Genomic DNA, 18,852 nt, shown 5'->3' with positions numbered 1-18,852 from the left:
CAACGGCCGCCGGTCCGGGCGGTCGTTACATCCCGCCGGCGCTACCGCCCATCGCACCCTGCATCCGCTGGGCGGCGGCCAGATGCTGCTTGACGATCGGCACCGCCTTCTTTGCGGTCGTCTTCAGTGCCGGTTGATCGCCGCCGGCACCATAGCTCTGGTGAAGGTCGAGGGCGGCCTGATGCGCGGGCAGCTGCTGCCCCAGATACAGGCGATCGAAATCGGCGCCCGACGCCGCCTGCAATTCGCCCAGCGAGGCGGTGATACCGGCGTCCGGGGCGGGCGGCGACGGGTTCATGCCGGCCTTACGCGCCGCCGCCATCGTATCGGCGGTCGTCTTCTGATGATGCTTGATCATCATGTCGGCATAGCGGCGGATGCCAGCATTCTGCGTCTTCTGGAGCGCGATCCGGCTGGATTCGATCTCGTACATGTCGCTCTTGCCAGCGGCCATCACATAGGCGGCGGCCTGCGTCTTCGCTTCGGCCGGGGGCGGGGGCGGAGGCGTCTGGGCAGAGGCGGTCACAGCCGCCCCGGCGAGCAGCAGCGCCAGCGGCAGGGTGCGTAAACGGATCATGTCATCATCCTTTCGATCGTGATCGGCCATCCGGATGCGGCGTTTCCACGCTATCCACGATGTCGCGATCGAAACGCACGGCGGGGTGATTGGTCCATCCAAAGCGCCGGTAAGCCACTGAATTAACACGGAGCATAGCGATTTATCGACGATGCCCGCCAGATCGTGATCTGGATCATCAATCCAGTTTAACGCCGCAACGACGTGCCGATCATCGTGAAGAACGCGCGGCCGTCGGCGCAGGATTCGACGTTCCATTCCGGATGCCACTGCACCGCCAGCACATCCGCGCCGCAGGGTTGTGCCGAAAACGCCTCGATCAACCCGTCATCGGTCGCCACCGCCTCCACCGACAGGCCACCGCCCAACCGGTCGACACCCTGATAATGCACGGAATTGACCGACAGCCGCCGGGTGCCGATCCCGGCCGCCAGCCGACCGCCGTCGACCAGTTCGACATCATGCCGGTGATCGAACAGCGAGGCATAGTCGCCGGGCGTGCCATGCAGATGCGCACCGTCGCGATCCGCGGCCAGCGTACCGCCGAACAGCACGTTGATCTCCTGCATCCCCCGGCAGATGCCGAACACCGGCTTGCCCGCCTCGATCATCCGCCCGGCCAGCGACAGTGCCACCTCGTCACGCTGCTCGTCGAGCGGTGCGGCCACGACATCGCTGCCATAGCGTGAGGGTGCGACATGCGACCGTGATCCGGTCAGCAGCAATCCGTCGAGGATCGCGGTCAGCTGCCCGGCATCGTTGCCATCGATCAGCGCGGGCACCAGCAGCACGGTGGCGTCCGATATGCTGCGCAAGGGCAGGACGAAGCGGCTGGCGACGACCTGCACGGGCCGATCCGCCACCTCGTTGCAGCACAGCACGCCGATCACCGGCTTGCGGGGGGTGCCACCCACCGTTCAGCCCCCGCCCGACAGCGCGTCGCGCACCGCCGCGGCGTCGGCCGACGCGGCGACCCGCGCGGCGGGCTGAACGACGATGCTGCCGGCGGGCACGTCGTCCAGCAGCCACACATTGCCACCGATCGTCGTGCCGCGCCCGATCGTCACCCGCCCCAGGATCGTCGCGCCGGCATAGATGACGACATCGTCCTCGATGATCGGATGCCGGGCATGGCGCTCCATCGGCCCCGGCTGACGATCGCCGATCGGCGTGCGCGCGCCCAGCGTGACGTGCTGGTACAGCCGCACCCGCGCGCCGATGATCGCGGTTTCGCCGATCACCACGCCGGTGCCGTGATCGATGAAGAAACCCTCGCCGATCGTCGCGCCCGGATGGATATCGATCCCCGTGCGCTCGTTGGCGATCTCGGAGATGATCCGCGCGGTGATCGGCGCACCCAGTTCGTGCAGCTGGTGGGCGATGCGGTGATACAGGCTGGCGGTGGCGCCGGGATAGCAGATCAGGATTTCATCGACGCTGCGGGCGGCGGGATCACCGAGGAACGCCGCCTCGACATCGCTGTCGACCAGCCGACGCACCGCCCCCAGCGCGGCGGAGAACAACCGCACGATCAGGCCCGGCTGATCGGGATCGAACGTGCCGCCGCGTGCCTCTTCCTGCCAATATCCCAGTTCGGCGGCGATCTCGCGCTCCAGTTCGCCGGTCGCGGCGATCAGCTTGGCAACGACGAACGCATCCTCGTCCGCCGCCTCGCCGCGAAACTGGCCGAGTCGGCGCGGATACAGTGCCGCCGCCAACATCTCGACGATCCGCTCCAGCCCGTGCCGGGACGGAAAGCGGGGAGAATCAGCGGTCACCGCGCGCCGCTGCCGCCAGTCGAGGCGCGCAGCCTTCAGCGAGGCCAGCGCCTCACCGATGTTCGCGCCAGTTCCGCCGTCGTTATGGGGGCTGGCAAGACGGTCGATGGCGGGGGCGCTGGCTGACATACCATCAGCATACCCCATCATTGCGATAGGAATTGATAGAAAAGATAGCCGTCGGCCAAGCGTCGCTGTCCCGCCGCCACCCGCTATTTTCCCGTCATGGAAGGCCGACGGGAACCACGGCATCCGGCCATGCGCTCCCATGACAGGGGCGGCGGATCACATCGCCCGTTTGCTCGAAAGGCATCCATATGGCCATCACGGCTGTCCTGTTCGACATCGACGGCACGCTCGTCGACAGCAACGATCATCACGTCATCGCATGGGAAGAAGCCTTTGCTGGCATCGACGCACGGTTCGATCGCCAGACGATCCACGACCAGATCGGCAAGGGCACCGATATGCTCGTCCCGACGCTGCTGCCCGATCTGGACGAGGAGGCGCAGTCGGCGCTCGGCGAGGCGCACGGCAAGGTGTTCAAGGCGCGTTTCCTGAACGAGGTGAAGCCTTTCCCCGGCGCACACGACCTGCTGCGCCGGGTCCATGCCGCGGGCCTGCGGGTGGTTCTCGCCTCCTCCGCATCGGAGCAGGAACTCGACCATTATCTGGACCTTTTGGGCGCCCGCGAACTGGTGGCCGAAACCACCAGCGCCGACGATGTCGAGAACACCAAGCCCGCGCCCGATATCTTCGCCACCGCGCTGAGGAAGATCGGATCGCCGCCGCCGCACGAGGTGATCGTGGTCGGCGACACCCCGTATGATTTGGAAGCGGCGGCGAAATGCGGGATCACCGCGGTCGCCGTCCGTTCCGGCGGGTTCGCCGACGATGCGCTGACCCAAGCCGGCGCGGTCGCGATGTATGACGACGTCGCCGCGCTGCTGCGCGACTACGACCGTTCACCGCTGGCGGGCTGAACCGCTATCCCTTCTTCGCCGCGATATAGCCCGTGATCTGCTCCTCCAGCACGTCGAGCGGCAGCGCACCCTGCCCCAAGACCGCTTCGTGGAAGTCGCGGATATCGAAGCGGGGCCCCAGTTCGCGTTCGGCGCGGGCGCGCAGTTCGGCGATCTTCAACTGGCCGACCATGTAGCTGGTCGCCTGCCCCGGCCAATTGAAATACCGGTCCACCTCACGCGCGATATCCTTGTCGGAGACGGAGCTGTTCGCCCGGAAATAGGCGATCGCCTGTTCACGCGTCCACCGCTTGGAATGGATGCCGGTATCCAGCACCAGCCGGATCGCGCGCCATACCTGCAAAGATAACATGCCGAACCGGTCGTACGGGGTCTTGTACACCCCCATCTCGTTCGCAAGCCGCTCCGAATAGAGGCCCCACCCCTCGACATAGGCACCATAGCCACCGAATTTGCGGAACTTAGGCAGCGCCGCCAGTTCCTGCTGACGGGCGATCTGGAAATGATGGCCGGGCGCGCCTTCATGCGCGGCGATGCCAGCGACCTGCACCTTCTGCGTCTGGTTCATGTCGACCAGATTGACGTAATAGATGCCGGGTCGCGATCCATCCGCCGACGGCGGATTGTAGAATGCGGTGGAGGCGGTGCCTTCCCGCCATTTCTCCACCGCGCGCACCTCCAGCGCCGCCTTGGGCAGCACCCGGAAATAGCGGGGGGCCGCCGCCATCGATGCCGCGATCACACCGCGGGCATCGCGCAGATATTCATCGCGCCCGGCGGCAGTGTTGGCATATTTGAACTGCGGATCGGTTCGGATCTGGGTGAAGAATTCCTCCAGCGTGCCGGTGAAGCCAACCTCGCGCTTGATCCCCTCCATCTCCTGCCGGATCGCCGCGACCTGGCGCAGGCCGAGCTGGTGGATCTGATCCGCGGTCAGTTCGGTCGTCGTCGAATTGCGCAGACGATCGGCATAATAGGCGTCGCCGCCGGGCAGATGCCATGCGCCGAAATTACCCGTCGCCTTCGGCTCGATCTCGTCCAGCGCCGCGAACAGCAGCGCGTAGCCGCGCCGGAACGGCCCGGTGAGCGCCGCCTGCGCCTCGCCCAGCAGGCGCGTCTTGGTGGCGGCGGGGGCATTCAGCGCCGCCACCTTCTTGCGGAAATCCGCCATCAAGGTCGAATCCGCCCCCGTGTCGAACGGCGCGCCGGTGACGATCGCCTGCGCATCGGCCCGTGCAGGCGCGAAATTGACCTTGTTGGGGATGATCCCCGCCGCCGCCTGTGCCCGCATCGTCGCCGATACCTCGCGCATCACCCGCTCGGTCTCGCGCAGGCGGGCGATATACGCCTCGGCATCGGCGACCGTATCGACCTTGTGGTTGTTGATGAGCAGCACAGGGATTTCTCCCGCCGGGCTGCCATTGGTCGATACCGGGAAGCGCAGATTGCGGAACGGCAGCGAACGGCGGCCCCGATCGACCTCATATTCGAACAGGCGATAGCTGACCCGCCCGCCCTCGCCCAATTGATCGGGTTTGAACCGCGCACGCATCGCCGCCAGCTGGCGTTCGGCCAGCGCCTGCGCACGCACCGCGGCGGCATCGGTATAGTCGTCGAGCCGGCCGTAATCAGTCTTGAGCCCGAGTTGGGTCTGCCCTTCCGGGCTGAGCGCCAGCTGCTCGTCATAGGCGGCATCAAGGAAGCGGATCAGCGCGGCATCCTGTGCGGCCGCCGTCGAACCGGTTGCGGGTTTCGTCACCTGGATCGGAACGGGGGTAGCGGCAGGCAACAGCGCCATGATCGGCAGCAGGGCAAAGGCAAACGAACGCATCGGATACTCCTGTCAATTGTCTCCTTGTCGTCCGCCTGCGCGCCCGAGGCAATCGCCGGTTGCACGGGCGCCATCGCGGCACGGCACGGCGTCGTGAAACTGACATGTAATCGACGCGTGGCTGCAATCTGTCACGGGTAGCTGCACGGGCAACGGCGAAACGCCGATCCGTGGGGAAAATACATCATGAACGACGAACAGGGCGGCGGCGCGATGCGCCACGTCGCCGATCGACGCGCCGTGCTGCGCAATGTTGCCGGACTGTCGATCCTGCCGCTGGGTGCCGGGCTGCTGTCCGGCTGCGACGGGGATGGTGACGCGAACGCCACCGCGACGGCCGCCGCCGACGACGCGTCGCTACTGGCGGATGCGAAGATCCCGGACGCCACCACCAGTTTCACGGTGGCCGTGCTGCCCGACACGCAATTCTATTCGCGCTACGCCACGCCGGAGGAGAGCAGCCAGTTCTCCCGCAAATACGGCAGCGAGCCGTTCGCCGCGCAGACGAAGTGGATCGCCGACAATGCGGCGGCGTACAATATCCCGTTCGTCATCCATCTGGGCGACGTGGTCGACCAGGTCGGCAGGCCCAGCCAGTGGCAGGTCGCCGATGCCGCGATGAAGCGGCTGGAGGCGGCCCGCATTCCCTATTCGGTGCTGGCAGGCAATCACGACGTCGTCGCCGCCTTCGAATATCGCGGTCCCTGGGATCAGGGAACGGGTACCGATGCGCAACGCTGGGGCCCCAATGAACCCTATCTCCAGTGGTTTCCGACCAGCCGGGCGGCGACGCAGGCGACCTTCCGGGAACGCGACGGCTCCGGCTTCCACGAATATCACGTGTTCGAGGCACATGGCATCCGTTTCATGGTGTTGTCGCTGTCGTGGCGCATCTCCGATGCCGCGATCGGTTGGGCGCGCGACGTGATCCGGCGCAATCCGACACTGCCGGTGATCCTGTCCAACCACCAGCTGCTCAACATCGACAAGGATGGCATCAGCCCGCTCGAAACCGATTATGGCAAGATGCTGTGGGATCGGCTGATCCGGGACAACGACCAGATCTTCATGACGCTGAACGGCCACCACCACGGTGCCGCACGGCTGACCAAGATCAACGACTTCGGCAATCCGGTCGAGGAGATGGTGGTCGATTACCAGATGGATTATCAGGGCGGCAACGCGCTGATGCGGCTGTACGAATTCGACCTGTCGGCCAATCGGATCGACGTCATGTCGTTCTCGCCCTGGGTGGTGCAGAAGCCCAAGGCGACGCTCAACCAGTTCGATCGTGCGCTGCTGACCGAGCCGAACGAACAGTTCAGCATCGACATCAACTTCAAGAAACGGTTCGCGGGCTTCCTGCGCTTCCGCCCGGTCTGGTCGACCACCGGCGCGCCGATCCTGCCGGTCGTGAAGGAAAAGCTGCTGGCCGGTTATGTCGAGCCGGCCGTGCCGGTGGCGGTGCCGCCGCGCGATGCCACCGACTATCCCGTCGCCGCCGACACCTACGCCCATTGGCGGCCGATGGCGGGCAAGGCGGGTGCGATCGTCGCGGTGGGCGAGGCACTGCCCGATGCCACCGGCGCCTTCCCGATGACGCGGGTGCCACTGGCGGGGCCGGCACAGGCCGGCGACGTGCAATGGTCCGACGACCGTCATCACCTGTCGTCGTGCCCGGCCAGCGTCCGTTTCCTGAACACCGACAAGGTCACCGGTCGCAACAGTTCGTTCTCGACCGCGATGAACGCCGCGGTCAACAACCGCAGCTTCTGGGACGGCTATACGGTGGAGGCGTTCATCAAGGTGGATGCCGGCTGGACGCGGGAGAACCACCGCTGGGGCAACATCCTGGGCCGGGTCGGCAATCGCGGCAACCTGCCCGGCTTCCGCGGCGGTGACCGCGAGGCGTCGTCGGTGCTGTTCGCGATCTCGTCGCTGCGTGAAATCCAGTGGGAAGTGGTGCCGGCCAGCAACGCCGCGCTGCCGCAGGCCAACTGGTCGGGCGAGATCATGGCCGACACCTGGTATCACGTCGCGATCGTCTGCGACCCCGCGACGCGGGAGACGATCCTGTACGTCGAGGGTGCGCCCGTGCTGCGCAACGTGACGGGCGAGGTCGGCATGCGCTCGCAGAGCGTCAACAATCCCTGGATCATCGGCGCGTCATGGTGGAACGGCGCCCGTGTCGACGGCTTCTTCGGGAATATCGGCGAAATCCGGCTGGTCGGCCGCCCGCTGAAGCCCGACCAGTGGCTCACCGCCCGCCGCGCCTGACGCTCGTCCGGCATCATCCATTTTGCGGTCGGCCCGTTGCCGACCAACCATTCCTTTCCCGGAGACATCCATGCACACCCGTATGATCGCGGCGCTCACCCTGCTGGCCGCCACGCTTCCCGCCAGCGCCCATGCCGCGCAGTTCCAGGCCGGCGCCGACATCTTCACCGGCACCGGCGTCGCCGCGCGCTATGTCGGCCCCGGAGGCAATGCGCAGCCGAGCAACCGCGCGCTGGGATCGATCGCCGATGGCGGCTTCGACACGTTCGATACGTTCGGTTTCTATAACACCGGCACCGGCGGACTGGCGCTCAACCGGCAGGTCGAACTGCTGTCGGGCAACACCTATCGCTTCCTCGACACCTTCACGAACACCACTGGTGCCGCGATCCGCACGACGGTGAACTTCTTCGGCAACCTCGGGTCGGATGGCGACGAACTGGTCAGTTACGCACAGGGTGGCCTGACGGTCAGTTGCGAGGACGATGGTGACGGCAGTTGCACGGGCGATGCGGTGCTGGCGCTGGTTTCGGGTAATAACGGGCTGGCACAGGCCACGGTCACGGCCGATCGCTACAATGCCCGCTTCGCGCTGGACGTCGCGGCCGGGCAGAGCGTCAGCCTGCTCAACTTCGCGTTCCCGGCAAGGGACGAGGCCGGGCCGCTCGCCAGCGACGTGGCCCTTGCCCGCACCACCGGGCAGGCGTTGATAGCGGCCCCGCGCGTCGACGGGCTGTCGGCGGCGCAGATCGCGACGATCGTCAATTTCACCGTGTCGGCGGTGCCGGAGCCGGCAAGCTGGGCGATGATGCTGATCGGCTTCGGCGCAGCCGGCATGATGCTACGCCGCCGCCGCCCCACCCGCGTCGCCTTCGCCTGATCCGGGTCGATCAGCCGGTTGGTTCTTCCCCGACCGGCAGGTCGATCACCACCCGCAGGCCGCCCGCTTCCTGAAGCGCGACGGAGCCGCCGTGCAGTCGGGCGACCGCCCCGACCAGCGACAGGCCCAGCCCCGCGCCCGACCCGCCCCGCGCCTCGTCGACCCGCCCGAACCGGCGGAGCGCGGCGGCGCGGTGTTCGGGCGCGATACCGGCACCTTCGTCCGACACCGACACCCGCACTCCGTCCCCGATCGCCTCCACCGCCAGCATGATCGTGCCGGCCCCGTATTTCACTGCATTGTCGATCAAGTTCCCCAGCGCCTGCGCCATCAGTTCGCGATGCAGATTCAGGGTCGGTCGCACCGGTGTCACCACCCGGATCGCGCGGCCTGCCTCCTCGACCAGCGGGCCGTAGATTTCCGCGATCTCCTCCAGCTCGACCGCAACGTCGACCGGGGCGAACGCATCGCGCCCGATCCCCGCCTCCGCACGGGAGATGCGCAACGCCGTCTCCACCGTCGTCAGCAACCGCTGCCCCTCCGCCTGCGCACGCTCCACCGCCTCCTGCGCTGCCGGCGTGTCGGCCGCGACCGCAGCGCGTTCCAGCGCCGATCGCAGCCGGGTCAGCGGTGATTTCAGGTCGTGCGCCAGCATGTCGGTCGCCAGCGTCAGTTCCTCCACCAGCCGCCCGGTCCGGTCGAGCGTGGCGTTGACGGAGGCCGCCAGCAACGCGAACGCATCGCCGCTGGCATCGGCGGGCACCCGGCGCGACAGCGCGCCATCGCGTACCGCATCCAGCGTCGCGACCGTATCTTCCAGCCGCAACACGATCATCCGCGCCGCCAGCCACGCCGCCAGCGCGGCGAATGCGACCGCCAGCGACAGCGCGACCAGCATCGCCAGTTCGAGCAGGCGGACGGTGCGCGCCTCGTCCTCCACCACGCTGCCGGTCAGCAGCCGCAACCCGCCCGACAGCCGGTCGATGCGGACCAGCATGGCCTCCGGCGTCGCATGGCGACGGCGATAGAGGTCGATCTGCACCGGCTGGCCATCGGGCATGACATTGGGTGGCAGCGCGTCGAGATTGCCCGCCAGCGGCCGGCCGGCGGCATCGGTCAGCAACAGCACCGCGCGTGAACCCGTGTCACCAACGGTGTGCAGGCCGACCGCGCGGGCGATCGCCGCCACGCCCCGCGCCTGCCCCGCCAGCACGTCCTGCCGCACCATCTCACCGGTCGCGGCGGCGCCGGCATAGACCTGACCATGCACGATCATGCGCACCGCCAGCAGCAGCACGCCCGCCGCCGCGATCTGCAACAGGAACACCAGCGCGGCGAACCGCACCGTGGTCGACCGCCAGTTCATGCCGGCACGTGGCGCTCAACCATCCACGCCGAGCCGGTATCCGACCCCGCGCACGGTATGGAGCAGCGGCCGGGCGAACCCCTCGTCCACCTTCTTGCGCAGGCGGCTGAGATGGACGTCGATCACGTTGGTGCCCGGGTCGAAATGATAATCCCACACGCCTTCGAGCAACATGGTGCGCGTCACCACCTGCTCGGCATGGCGCAGCAGATATTCGAGCAGGCGGAACTCGCGCGGCTGCAACGTCAGCGTCCGGCCGGACCGGACCACGCGGCGGGCAAGCAGGTCCATCTCCAGATCGTCGCATCGCAGCATCGTCTGCGCCGCCGGCGTGGCCGCGCCGCGTCGCACCAGCAGCCGGATGCGCGCGAGCAGTTCGGCAAAGGCGAACGGCTTGACCAGATAATCGTCGGCGCCGCCGACCAGCCCCTTCACCCGGTCTTCGGGCGATCCGAGTGCCGACAGGATGATGACCGGCGTCGCCACCCCCGCCGCCCGCAACGCGGACAACACCGCCATCCCGTCCATGCCCGGCAACATCCGGTCGAGGACGATGCAGTCATAGCTGCCGTCGGTGGCGTGGAACAGGCCATCGCGCCCGTTGGCGGCGCGGTCGACCACGAACCCCTCCTCGCCCAACCCCCTGGCGACGTAGCCGGCGGTGGCGTCGTCGTCCTCGACCAGCAATATCTTGTGACCCATGGCCGCCCTCCGATATTCCTTCCGGTAACCGTCCCGTCGTTACCGGACGATGACCCCGATCTCACGCGTGCCGCGCCGGATACGCACCGCCGCCGGGGTGCCTGATGCCACCGCCCGGTCCAGTCCGGCAAGCGACCCGGCCGGGCGGCCGTCGATGGTTTCCACCACGTCGCCCACCGCCAGCCCGGCATGGTCCGCCGGCCCGCCCCGGCGCAGGCTGGTGACCACGACCGGCCGGACCCCGGCAAAGGTCGCGCCCAGCCGCGCCTGCATCGCGATCCGCTGCCCCCGCAGACCATGCAGCACCAGCGCCGCCGCCAGCAATGCGGGCAACGCCAAGGCCAGCGCTATTTGGCCGAGCCGGCGTATGTCGTTCATGGCGCCCGTCCGGGCGATACCGGTCCGGCCCGCACGCTTGCGTGTGGTTCGTCCGGCCCCATGCCCTTTGGAGTATCAAGCCACGTCGTGAACCGGTCGACGACGGTTGCAGCCTGCCGGTGGGAAAGGGGAAGCATCGGCGATATTCCTGCATCTGTTCGTCCAATCCGACCGCCCTTGTCGCCGACCGTGCCTGTTCGGGCGATGGGCGCAACATGACGGATCGCTCATCTTCCGGTCAGTCCACCGCCAGACGGACCCGTTCACAAGGCGGCGATGATCGGATCATCACCCATCCCCGGCCCGCCCCGTCGCGCCGCGCTGGACGAGCGGATCTGCCGGCTGATCTGCCCGATCGCCTCGGCGATGGTCGGGGTGTGCCTGACCGGCATCGGCCTGCTCCACGTCGGCGTGGCGATCGGGCGGCGGGCCAGCATCGCCGACGACCTGCTGGCGATCGATTCGCTCCTGTTCCTCGTCGCAACGCTCGCCTCCTACGTCTCGCTGCGCAGCCTGCATCGCCATCGCCTGCACCGGATGGAACGGGTGGCGGATGCTACCTTCATGATCGCCATGCTGCTGCTGACCGCGGCGTGCTTCGTCATCACCTATGCGCTGAGTGCCTGAACCGGGGCCGGATCCCATCATCTTCGTCGGGACGGGCAAAGATGACGAAAAGGTAAGCTGGCGCCCAGCCGCCGCTCAGGTCGCCGGAGCTAGGCGGGCGGGCACGATCATCGCGACACGATCGGCCGCGATGGCGCATTAGCAGGGCAGAAGAGAGAAGATGTCGGCACCGGTTTTCTTCGATCCCACCGGGCGGCGCAGCCGCGTGTCGCGGCGGATGGTGGCGGTGCTGATGCTGGTGATAGCGTTGGCGGCGGCGGCGTTCGCAACGACGTTGATGGTGATGCCGCCACGAAAGGATCTGCGCCTGCCGCTGCCACTGCCCCATGCGGCTGCTGCGCGTGGCGACCATCATCCGCACGGGCTGGCCGCATGGCTGCCGCATCGCCGGGTAGCGGCGGGCGGGTCCGCGCTCAGCATCGGCTTCTACGAACCGGGTAATGACGGCAGTCTCGCCTCGTTGCGGCGCAACCACGATGCGCTCGACTGGGTCGTCCCCGCGCTCGTCACGGTGGCGGGGCCGCGGCACACCGTCGCCATCGCCCGCGACGACGCGTTCGACCGCACGCTGGCGGCGATGCGGCATCCACCCAGGCTGCTGCCGATGGTGCAGAATTTCGGCGACAGCGATTGGGACGGCGACGGCGCCGCCGCGCTGCTGGCCCATCGCACCGATAGCCGGATGCTCGCCCGAAAGCTCGCCGCCATGGTCGCGACCCGCAAGGTGGCGGGACTGGTGATGGACTTCGAGGCATTGCCCGCCACCGCGATCCATCCTTATCTCGACTTCCTGCGCCAGTTGCATACCGCCATGCCCGCCGGCACCGTCCTCGCCGTCACCGCCCCGGCGGAGGACGAGCGCTGGCCGCTCGCAGCACTGGCGGCGGTGTCGGACAAGCTGATCTTCATGGCCTATGACCAGCATTGGGAGGGGGGCAGCACCGGCCCGATCGCCGCGCAGGACTGGTTCGTGCAGCAGGTCGCCGCCGCGCGACGCGTCGTGCCGGCCGCGAAGCTGGTCGTGGCGCTTGGCAGCTATGCCTATGACTGGCACGGCGACGATACCGATGCGCTGTCGATTGAAGAGGCATGGCTGGCCGCCCATGACAGCAGCGCCGCGCCGGTCTTCGATTCCGCCAGCGGCAACGCCAACTTCGCCTATGACGAAGGGGGAACGCACCACGCGGTATGGATGCTCGACGCCGCCACCAGCTGGAACCAGATGCAGGCGTTGACGCGGCTGGGGATCGGCGATGTCGCACTGTGGCGGCTGGGCAGCGAGGATCAGGGTTTCTGGGCCGATCTGGCGGCGATGCGTACCAGCCATCGCCCCGCCCTGTCGCACCCCGCCGCGATGCTGAACACCGATGTCGAGGGGTCGGGCGAAATCCTGCGGATCGCCGCCACCCCCACGATCGGGCGGCGCACGCTGCGCACCGATGCACAGGGCATCATCCGGGACGAACGCTACGACGTGCTGCCCACCCCCTATGTCGTGCAGCGTGCCGGCGCCGCCGATCCCATGGCGCTGGCGCTGACCTTCGACGACGGGCCGGACGCGACCTGGACGCCAAGGATACTCGACGTGCTGGAGGCCGCGCACGTTCCCGCCACCTTCTTCGTCATCGGCGAGGACGCGCTGGCGCATCCCGGCCTGCTCAACCGGATCGTCGCCGACGGTAGCGAGATCGGCAACCACAGCTATACCCATCCCAACATGGCCCGGTTGGGGCCGCGCGGCACCGCGCTGGAACTGAACACGACGCAGCGGCTGGTGCAGGCCTATACCGGGCGGTCGATGACGCTGTTCCGCGCACCCTATTTCGGGGATGCCGAGCCGACCACCACCGACGAACTGGGGCCGGCGCTGCAGGCACAGCGCGCGGGCTATACCGTGGTCGGCCTCCACGTCGATCCCAACGACTGGCAGCGGCCGGGCGCCGATGCGATCGTGCGGCAGGTGCTGGATCAGGTCCACGACGCCAGCGCGACCAGCAGCGGCAACGTGATTCTGCTCCACGATGGCGGCGGCGACCGGGCACAGACGGTGGCGGCGCTGCCGAGGATCATCGCCGCCCTGAAGGCGAACGGCTATCGCTTCGTCACCGCATCACGACTGGTCGGCGTGTCGCCGGCGCGGGCGATGCCGACGGTGACGGGTGGCGACCTGTGGGCGGTGCGTACCGATGTCGCGGTCTTCGTCGTGCTGGCGGCGCTGTCCGCGGCGCTGACCTGGCTGTTCTATGTCGCAATCACGCTCGGCATCGCGCGCGCGGTGATGATGGCGGGACTCGCCCGGTTGCAGGCGCGCCGCCGCCGCACCGAACCGCCCGTCTTCGCACCCACGGTGTCGGTCGTCATCCCCGCCTATAACGAGGAACGGGTCATCGTCGCCTCGGTCCGGCGCGTGCTGGCGAGCGATTATCCGGCGGTGCAGGTGATCGTCGCCGACGACGGGTCGCGCGATACGACCAGCGCACTGATACGCGCGGCGTTCGCCGACGACCCGCGCGTCCGCCTGCTGACGCTGGCCAACGGCGGCAAGGCGGCGGCGCTCAACCGCGCCTTGCAAGAGGCGGACGGCGAGGTGGTGATCGCCCTCGACGCCGATACCCAGTTCGAGGCGCAGACCATCGCGCGACTGGCGCGGTGGTTCGCCGATCCGGCGGTCGGCGCGGTCGCGGGCGACGCGCGGGTGGGCAACCGCGTCAATCTCGTCACCCGCTGGCAGGCGATCGAATACATCACCGCGCAGAATCTGGAACGCCGTGCGCTCGCCGGGTTCGATGCGATGACGGTGGTGCCCGGCGCGGTGGGGGCATGGCGGCGCAGCGCGCTGGATGCCGTCGGCGGCTATCCGGAAGATACGCTGGCGGAGGATCAGGATCTGACAATCGCGATCCAGCGCGCCGGCTGGCGCGTCACCTACGATCCGCAGGCGATCGCCTGGACCGAGGCACCGGAGACGTTCCGTGCGCTGGCCAAACAACGGTTCCGCTGGGCGTTCGGCACGCTGCAATGCCTGTGGAAGCATCGCGGCATCCTGCGCGCCCGCAAACCCTCCGGCCTTGCGCTGGTCGGCCTGCCGCAGGCGTGGCTGTTCCAGATCGTGTTCGCCGCGATCTCGCCGCTGATCGATCTCGCGCTGCTGCTGTCGATCGTCGGCACCGCCCTCCGCGTCGCGCAGCATGGCTGGGCGCAGACCAGCGGCGATGTAGGGACGATGGCGCTGTACTGGGCGGCGTTCACCGCGATCGACGCGGCCTGCGGCTGGATCGGCTATCGCCTCGACGGGCATGGCCAGCGCTTTCCGGCGCTGCTCCTGATCGCGCAACGGCTGGTCTATCGCCAGATCATGTACGGCGTCGTGTTGCGCGCGATCAGCGCGGCGATCGGCGGCTGGACGGTGGGCTGGGGCAAACTGGAACGCACCGGCCGGGTTGGCGTGGCGGGGACGTGAAGGCGGGGCGTGACCCGCCCCCCTCACACCGGCGGCAGGGCCCAGTCGATCGTCCCGCGCCCGTGCTGCTCCAGAAACGCGTTGGTCTGCGAGAACGGCTTGCTGCCGAACCAGCCATTATGCGCGGACAGCGGCGAAGGGTGCGGCGCCTTCAGCACCAGATGACGGCCGCCCGCCGCCACGTCCTGCACGAACGCCGCCTTCTTCTGGGCATAGGCGCCCCAGAGCAGGAACACGACCGGTTCCGGCTTGGCCGCCACCAGCCGCACGACCGCGTCGGTGAACCGTTCCCAGCCCCGGTTCTGGTGCGATCCCGCCTTGCCACTTTCCACCGTCATCACGCTGTTGAGCAGCAGCACACCCTGCTTGGCCCAATGCTCCAGGAAACCGTGCGTGGCGGGCGGGATGCCGCAATCGGTCGCCATTTCCTTGTAGATGTTGAGCAGGCTCGGCGGTGGTTTCACGCCGGGGCGGACGGAGAAGCACAGGCCATGCGCCTGCCCCTCGCCATGATAGGGGTCCTGCCCCAGGATCACGACGCGCACGGCGGGCAGCGGCGTCAGTTCCAGCGCGCGGAACCAGTCGCTGGAATGGGGGAAGATGCGCTTGCCAGCCGCCTTCTCGCCCTTCAGGAAGGTGCGCAGCGCCGCCATCGCAGGGCCGGCGAACTCCTCGCGCAGTGGTTCCAGCCAGGTCGGATCGATCTTCGGATCGGTCATTCAGCGCTTCCGGACGAACTCGGCGCGCAGCACCAGCCCCTTGATCCCGTCGAACTTGCAGTCGATCTCCTGCGCGTCGCCGGTCAGCCGGATCGACCGGATCAGCGTGCCACGCTTCAATGTCTGCCCCGCGCCCTTGACGGTCAGGTCCTTGATCAGCGTCACCTGATCGCCATCGGCCAGCACGTTGCCCACGGCATCGCGGACCACCACCGCATCGGCGTCCGCCACCGCATCCTGCACGGTGGAGGCCGCGACCCATTCGCCGCTCGCCTCGTCATAGACATAATCGTCGTCGCTCATGCTGCGTCCGCTAAAGCAGGCGGCGGCGATGGTCCACCATATGCGTCCGGCCGGCGACATGATGCGTTGCCTGACCATGCGCCCCGCCCTGATCGTCCTTGCCCTGTTCGCCACCGCCGCATCGGCCACGCCGCCACCGCCCGAATTCGACGCGATCCGGTTTTTCGAAGGCGGCACGCGCGGGGACGGGCTGTTCAAGGTGATCCTGCGCGGCAGCCACCGCTTCACGGTACAGGGCCGGGGCCGGATCGAGGGGGATACCCTGATCCTCGACCAGATCGTGACGCGCGAGGGTACCGCGCCCAAATCACGCCAGTGGCGCATCCGCGCGATCGGGCCGGGCCGCTACACCGGCACGCTGACCGATGCGAAGGGCCCGATCACCGGCGAGACGACCGGTGATCGCCTGCACCTGCGCTACACCAGCACCGGCGGCTTCGCGGTCGAGCAATGGCTGACGCTGTCGTCCGATGGCCGTTCCGCACAGAACCGGCTGACCGCCAAACGGTTCGGCGTGACGGTGGCGTCGCTGGACGAGACGATCGTCAAGACCGACTGACGCGTTACAACAGCCCCGGCACCTCGCGCTGCGCGGTGTTGGGCCGCGTCGGTGTCAGCAATTCACGCCGCCCGCCCGACGTCGCGCTGCGAAGGCCGGCATCGCCGATCGCCGCACCGCAGCTACGCCCCGCCAGGAAATCGAGCGCCGCTTTGGTCGAGGCCTCTCGCGGATCGCCCATCGGATAGTTCACGTCGTCGGTCGCCTGGCAACTGGCCTGCACCTTGCCCGCCAGCCCGTCGTAATAGTCGCCCTGCCGTGCCGCGTTCTGCGTCGCCAGCGCCACCACGCGCAGTCGGTCGTCACAGGCCGCCAGATCGCGCGCGATCTGGCCGACCGGCTTGCCATAGGTGTTGGTGCCGATCAGCGCGGCGTTCGCGCCAAGATAGGGGATCGACGCGTTGATGACGAGTTCGCTGGCCGAGGCGGTGCCGCCGGTGCCGATGAAGGCGATCCGCGTCGCCGCGATCGACTGTGGTTGCGGGCCATAATATCTGATCGAGTCGTTCGACGATTTGTCGGGCCGGAAGACGGTACGGCTCTGCACGTCCGCGGTGGAGCGTTGTCCGCCCAGCAGGTCGCTGAACAGCTCGGCGATCACGATCGCGCCACCGCCATTGTACCGTAGGTCGACGATCACCTGCGTGATCCCCGCTGCCCTAAATCGGGCAAAGGCATCGCGCAGTGCCGGATCGGCGGTGCCGATGAAGGTGCGCAGGTTGACATAGCCGACCTGCCGGCCGCCATCGTTCAGTATCTGCACGCCGTAGCGCGACGAGATCGGGGTCAGCGCATAATCGGCCTTGGTGACCGTCACGTCGCGTTGCCCGCCACCCCCGCCGGTGACGCGCAGTACCCGGGCCGTTCCCGCCGTATCGGGGCCGAGCGCGGTCAGCACGCCATTGGGTCCGCTGGCGGCCATGATCGACGCCACGGAGGCAAGATTGGCGGTACTGGTGCCGATCGATACGATCTCCGCCCCGCGGTCGATCCCCGCGGCCAATGCGGGGGCACCCTCGAACGATTCCGCCACGAACACGCGCCGGGCGACCGTATCGTAGGACAGGCGCACGCCGAACCCGCCGCTGGTGCCGGCGTTGTAATAGGCATCCTCTTCGCGGATCGAGGTCAGGTAGGTGAAATAACGGTCCCGGCGCTGGCTGCGCGCGGTGGCGGTCAGCGCATCGATATAATCGTCGACGGTGCCATAGCCGGCCGGGTTAGACGAGACGGGCAGCAGTTCGGGAAACAGATACCATTCGCGCAACTGCGCCGCCGCCCAGTTCTGCCGTTCCAGCAGCGAGCATCCCCCGCCCCCCGCGCCGCCGCCGGCGGTCGTCGTGCCGCCGGTGAACGTACCGCTGCCGCCGCCGTCACCACCGCCGCCGCAGGCGGACAGCAACGCGACCATGGCAAGCATCCCGGCGACCTTGGACTTCATCGAATCCCCCTGTATCAACGTACGTCTAGCCGATCGCCACCGCGCCGTCAGAGAGAAAATCACATGCGAAACCAGCCGGTGGATCGCTCGTTTGCGCGATCAGGAGGACCCGTCATGATCCGGTCGCTGTTCGTCGCCTCGCTTCCCCTGCTGATGCTCGCTGCCTGCGGTACCGGCGGACCCGCCACGGAAGCGGCCGGCAACACGGCCGACAACACTGCGGCAGCGGCCCCCGACGGTGGTTATGCGGCGCGGATCACGGCGCTTTCCCCCCGTCTGCGGCAGGGCGTGTTCCTGCGCGCGATCCGCGACGCCGGCAAGGAATGCCAGGAGGTGACGGAGGAAGACGGCATCGCCGCGATCGAGGGTAAACCCGCCTGGGTGGCAATCTGCGACCGCAGCACGCGCTGGATCATCACGATCGACAAGTCGGGCACCGCGATCGTCACCGAGGCGCCGCCGGCCTCCCGCCCCGAACGCCAGCCCGGCTGACGGGGCGGTGAGACGGGGCGGCGCGCCTAATCGGCGCGGTCGTAATAGCCGCCCCAGCCGGTGCGGTGCTTGCGCGCCCGGGTCGTCCACGCCCAGCCGGACAGGAACAGCCCGAACGCCACCATGATCGCGAGCAGCGCAAGGATGCCGAACGACTGCCCCTGCCAGATCGCCCAGCCCAGCGCGCCCACGCAGATGCCCGCATAGGTGCCGCATGCCGCCACCACGCGCAGACGCGCAGCGCGCTTCGTCGCGTCGAACGGCGTCACGATCGCGAGGCACAATGCGGCGATGGCCAGCAGGATCGGCAAGGCGAGATCCGCCGATGGCGTGATGAACAGCAGCAACGCCAGAACGATGGTCGTCGCCGCCCACAAGGCGGCCCAGAGACGGATTTTCAACATGCGCGACGGTGGCTCCGGCAGGGTTCTGGGCAGGATGGACCATCGTTCATAGAAGTTGTCGGGCGGCAATACAAA

At 68.0% G+C, this 18,852-nt stretch carries 18 protein-coding genes; 7 read left to right on the top strand and 11 right to left on the bottom strand.

The features are described 5' to 3' along the window. Positions 1-25 precede the first annotated feature (25 nt). From IFT82_RS13560 to epsC, 3 genes are all read right to left on the bottom strand, one after another. Positions 26-577, bottom strand: coding sequence for a DUF4142 domain-containing protein (locus IFT82_RS13560; protein ID WP_192127620.1), 552 nt, complete (start codon positions 575-577; stop codon positions 26-28). A gap of 188 nt (positions 578-765) precedes the next feature. After that, positions 766-1,491 (bottom strand): gamma-glutamyl-gamma-aminobutyrate hydrolase family protein, encoded by a 726-nt coding sequence (locus tag IFT82_RS13555; protein WP_342355113.1) that lies wholly within the window; start codon positions 1,489-1,491, stop codon positions 766-768. A gap of 3 nt (positions 1,492-1,494) precedes the next feature. Beyond that, entirely contained in the window at positions 1,495-2,484 is a 990-nt protein-coding gene (gene epsC, locus IFT82_RS13550; RefSeq protein ID WP_192127619.1) for a serine O-acetyltransferase EpsC, read from the bottom strand. Positions 2,485-2,672: 188 nt separating this feature from the next. Here epsC and IFT82_RS13545 point away from each other — a divergent pair, with 188 nt between their 5' ends. After that, on the top strand, positions 2,673-3,338 hold the full coding sequence (locus IFT82_RS13545) for an HAD family hydrolase (RefSeq protein ID WP_192127618.1): 666 nt from the start codon (positions 2,673-2,675) through the stop codon (positions 3,336-3,338). A gap of 4 nt (positions 3,339-3,342) precedes the next feature. Here IFT82_RS13545 and IFT82_RS13540 read toward each other — a convergent pair whose 3' ends face one another. Continuing rightward, positions 3,343-5,169: a DUF885 domain-containing protein gene (locus tag IFT82_RS13540; RefSeq protein ID WP_192127617.1), complete on the bottom strand. Its 1,827-nt coding sequence runs from the start codon at positions 5,167-5,169 to the stop codon at positions 3,343-3,345. Positions 5,170-5,355: 186 nt separating this feature from the next. On the opposite strand from IFT82_RS13540, the gene IFT82_RS13535 reads away from it, so the two are divergent. Together IFT82_RS13535 and IFT82_RS13530 are read left to right on the top strand one after the other, a co-directional pair. Then, positions 5,356-7,446 (top strand): LamG-like jellyroll fold domain-containing protein, encoded by a 2,091-nt coding sequence (locus IFT82_RS13535; protein WP_192127615.1) that lies wholly within the window; start codon positions 5,356-5,358, stop codon positions 7,444-7,446. A gap of 70 nt (positions 7,447-7,516) precedes the next feature. Continuing rightward, positions 7,517-8,326 (top strand): PEPxxWA-CTERM sorting domain-containing protein, encoded by an 810-nt coding sequence (locus IFT82_RS13530; RefSeq protein WP_244646750.1) that lies wholly within the window; start codon positions 7,517-7,519, stop codon positions 8,324-8,326. Positions 8,327-8,336: 10 nt separating this feature from the next. Here the strand turns inward: IFT82_RS13530 and IFT82_RS13525 are convergent, their stop codons facing one another. Genes IFT82_RS13525 through IFT82_RS13515 form a run of 3 tightly spaced genes read right to left on the bottom strand, consistent with a single transcriptional unit; the run spans position 8,337 to position 10,772 of the window. Further along, positions 8,337-9,692 carry a sensor histidine kinase gene (locus tag IFT82_RS13525; RefSeq protein ID WP_192127614.1) on the bottom strand — a complete coding sequence of 452 codons (1,356 nt, stop codon included), beginning with the start codon at positions 9,690-9,692 and terminating at the stop codon, positions 8,337-8,339. Between the two features lie 15 nt (positions 9,693-9,707). Beyond that, complete coding sequence (locus IFT82_RS13520) at positions 9,708-10,394, bottom strand: winged helix-turn-helix domain-containing protein (RefSeq protein ID WP_192127612.1); 687 nt, start codon at positions 10,392-10,394, stop codon at positions 9,708-9,710. A 39-nt stretch (positions 10,395-10,433) separates the two neighbouring features. Continuing rightward, the gene (locus IFT82_RS13515; RefSeq protein ID WP_192127610.1) at positions 10,434-10,772 is read right to left on the bottom strand and encodes a PDZ domain-containing protein; all 339 of its coding nucleotides are present in this window, start codon (positions 10,770-10,772) and stop codon (positions 10,434-10,436) included. A gap of 276 nt (positions 10,773-11,048) precedes the next feature. Here IFT82_RS13515 and IFT82_RS13510 point away from each other — a divergent pair, with 276 nt between their 5' ends. Beyond that, entirely contained in the window at positions 11,049-11,399 is a 351-nt protein-coding gene (locus IFT82_RS13510) for a hypothetical protein (protein ID WP_192127608.1), read from the top strand. 160 nt (positions 11,400-11,559) lie between these two features. Then, positions 11,560-14,859 (top strand): glycosyltransferase, encoded by a 3,300-nt coding sequence (locus tag IFT82_RS13505; protein WP_192127606.1) that lies wholly within the window; start codon positions 11,560-11,562, stop codon positions 14,857-14,859. A 23-nt stretch (positions 14,860-14,882) separates the two neighbouring features. Here IFT82_RS13505 and ung read toward each other — a convergent pair whose 3' ends face one another. Continuing rightward, complete coding sequence (gene ung / locus IFT82_RS13500; RefSeq protein ID WP_192127604.1) at positions 14,883-15,578, bottom strand: uracil-DNA glycosylase; 696 nt, start codon at positions 15,576-15,578, stop codon at positions 14,883-14,885. Beyond that, the gene (locus IFT82_RS13495; RefSeq protein WP_192127602.1) at positions 15,579-15,881 is read right to left on the bottom strand and encodes an alkylphosphonate utilization protein; all 303 of its coding nucleotides are present in this window, start codon (positions 15,879-15,881) and stop codon (positions 15,579-15,581) included. Here IFT82_RS13495 and IFT82_RS13490 point away from each other — a divergent pair. Continuing rightward, positions 15,880-16,440: a DUF3833 family protein gene (locus IFT82_RS13490; RefSeq protein ID WP_192127600.1), complete on the top strand. Its 561-nt coding sequence runs from the start codon at positions 15,880-15,882 to the stop codon at positions 16,438-16,440. The two genes, IFT82_RS13495 and IFT82_RS13490, sit on opposite strands and share 2 nt — an antisense overlap. 4 nt (positions 16,441-16,444) lie before the next feature. On the opposite strand, the gene IFT82_RS13485 is transcribed toward IFT82_RS13490, so the two are convergent. Continuing rightward, on the bottom strand, positions 16,445-17,881 hold the full coding sequence (locus tag IFT82_RS13485) for a S41 family peptidase (RefSeq protein WP_244646749.1): 1,437 nt from the start codon (positions 17,879-17,881) through the stop codon (positions 16,445-16,447). Between the two features lie 114 nt (positions 17,882-17,995). Between IFT82_RS13485 and IFT82_RS13480 the strand changes: the two genes are divergently transcribed. Then, positions 17,996-18,373 (top strand): hypothetical protein, encoded by a 378-nt coding sequence (locus IFT82_RS13480; RefSeq protein ID WP_192127598.1) that lies wholly within the window; start codon positions 17,996-17,998, stop codon positions 18,371-18,373. A 26-nt stretch (positions 18,374-18,399) separates the two neighbouring features. Here IFT82_RS13480 and IFT82_RS13475 read toward each other — a convergent pair whose 3' ends face one another. Then, a complete protein-coding gene (locus IFT82_RS13475) occupies positions 18,400-18,777 on the bottom strand; it encodes a hypothetical protein (protein WP_192127597.1) in 378 nt (125 codons plus the stop codon). Positions 18,778-18,852 lie beyond the last annotated feature (75 nt).

The sequence above is a fragment of the Sphingomonas sp. CFBP 8760 genome (assembly GCF_014841615.1).
Taxonomy (GTDB): Bacteria; Pseudomonadota; Alphaproteobacteria; order Sphingomonadales; family Sphingomonadaceae; genus Sphingomonas.
This window is presented reverse-complemented; position numbering and strand designations above follow the sequence as displayed.

What these genes read in the sequence shown, in the direction of transcription:
- IFT82_RS13525 (WP_192127614.1), bottom strand. Translation starts at nt 9,692, where the DNA reads ATGAACTGGCGGTCGACCACGGTGCGGTTCGCCGCGCTGGTGTTCCTG.
- IFT82_RS13520 (WP_192127612.1), bottom strand. Translation starts at nt 10,394, where the DNA reads ATGGGTCACAAGATATTGCTGGTCGAGGACGACGACGCCACCGCCGGC.
- IFT82_RS13515 (WP_192127610.1), bottom strand. Translation starts at nt 10,772, where the DNA reads ATGAACGACATACGCCGGCTCGGCCAAATAGCGCTGGCCTTGGCGTTG.
- IFT82_RS13495 (WP_192127602.1), bottom strand. Translation starts at nt 15,881, where the DNA reads ATGAGCGACGACGATTATGTCTATGACGAGGCGAGCGGCGAATGGGTC.
- IFT82_RS13540 (WP_192127617.1), bottom strand. Translation starts at nt 5,169, where the DNA reads ATGCGTTCGTTTGCCTTTGCCCTGCTGCCGATCATGGCGCTGTTGCCT.
- IFT82_RS13545 (WP_192127618.1), top strand. Translation starts at nt 2,673, where the DNA reads ATGGCCATCACGGCTGTCCTGTTCGACATCGACGGCACGCTCGTCGAC.
- IFT82_RS13480 (WP_192127598.1), top strand. Translation starts at nt 17,996, where the DNA reads ATGATCCGGTCGCTGTTCGTCGCCTCGCTTCCCCTGCTGATGCTCGCT.
- IFT82_RS13560 (WP_192127620.1), bottom strand. Translation starts at nt 577, where the DNA reads ATGATCCGTTTACGCACCCTGCCGCTGGCGCTGCTGCTCGCCGGGGCG.
- IFT82_RS13530 (WP_244646750.1), top strand. Translation starts at nt 7,517, where the DNA reads ATGCACACCCGTATGATCGCGGCGCTCACCCTGCTGGCCGCCACGCTT.
- IFT82_RS13490 (WP_192127600.1), top strand. Translation starts at nt 15,880, where the DNA reads ATGCTGCGTCCGCTAAAGCAGGCGGCGGCGATGGTCCACCATATGCGT.
- ung (WP_192127604.1), bottom strand. Translation starts at nt 15,578, where the DNA reads ATGACCGATCCGAAGATCGATCCGACCTGGCTGGAACCACTGCGCGAG.
- IFT82_RS13505 (WP_192127606.1), top strand. Translation starts at nt 11,560, where the DNA reads ATGTCGGCACCGGTTTTCTTCGATCCCACCGGGCGGCGCAGCCGCGTG.
- epsC (WP_192127619.1), bottom strand. Translation starts at nt 2,484, where the DNA reads ATGTCAGCCAGCGCCCCCGCCATCGACCGTCTTGCCAGCCCCCATAAC.
- IFT82_RS13485 (WP_244646749.1), bottom strand. Translation starts at nt 17,881, where the DNA reads ATGAAGTCCAAGGTCGCCGGGATGCTTGCCATGGTCGCGTTGCTGTCC.
- IFT82_RS13475 (WP_192127597.1), bottom strand. Translation starts at nt 18,777, where the DNA reads ATGTTGAAAATCCGTCTCTGGGCCGCCTTGTGGGCGGCGACGACCATC.
- IFT82_RS13535 (WP_192127615.1), top strand. Translation starts at nt 5,356, where the DNA reads ATGAACGACGAACAGGGCGGCGGCGCGATGCGCCACGTCGCCGATCGA.
- IFT82_RS13510 (WP_192127608.1), top strand. Translation starts at nt 11,049, where the DNA reads ATGATCGGATCATCACCCATCCCCGGCCCGCCCCGTCGCGCCGCGCTG.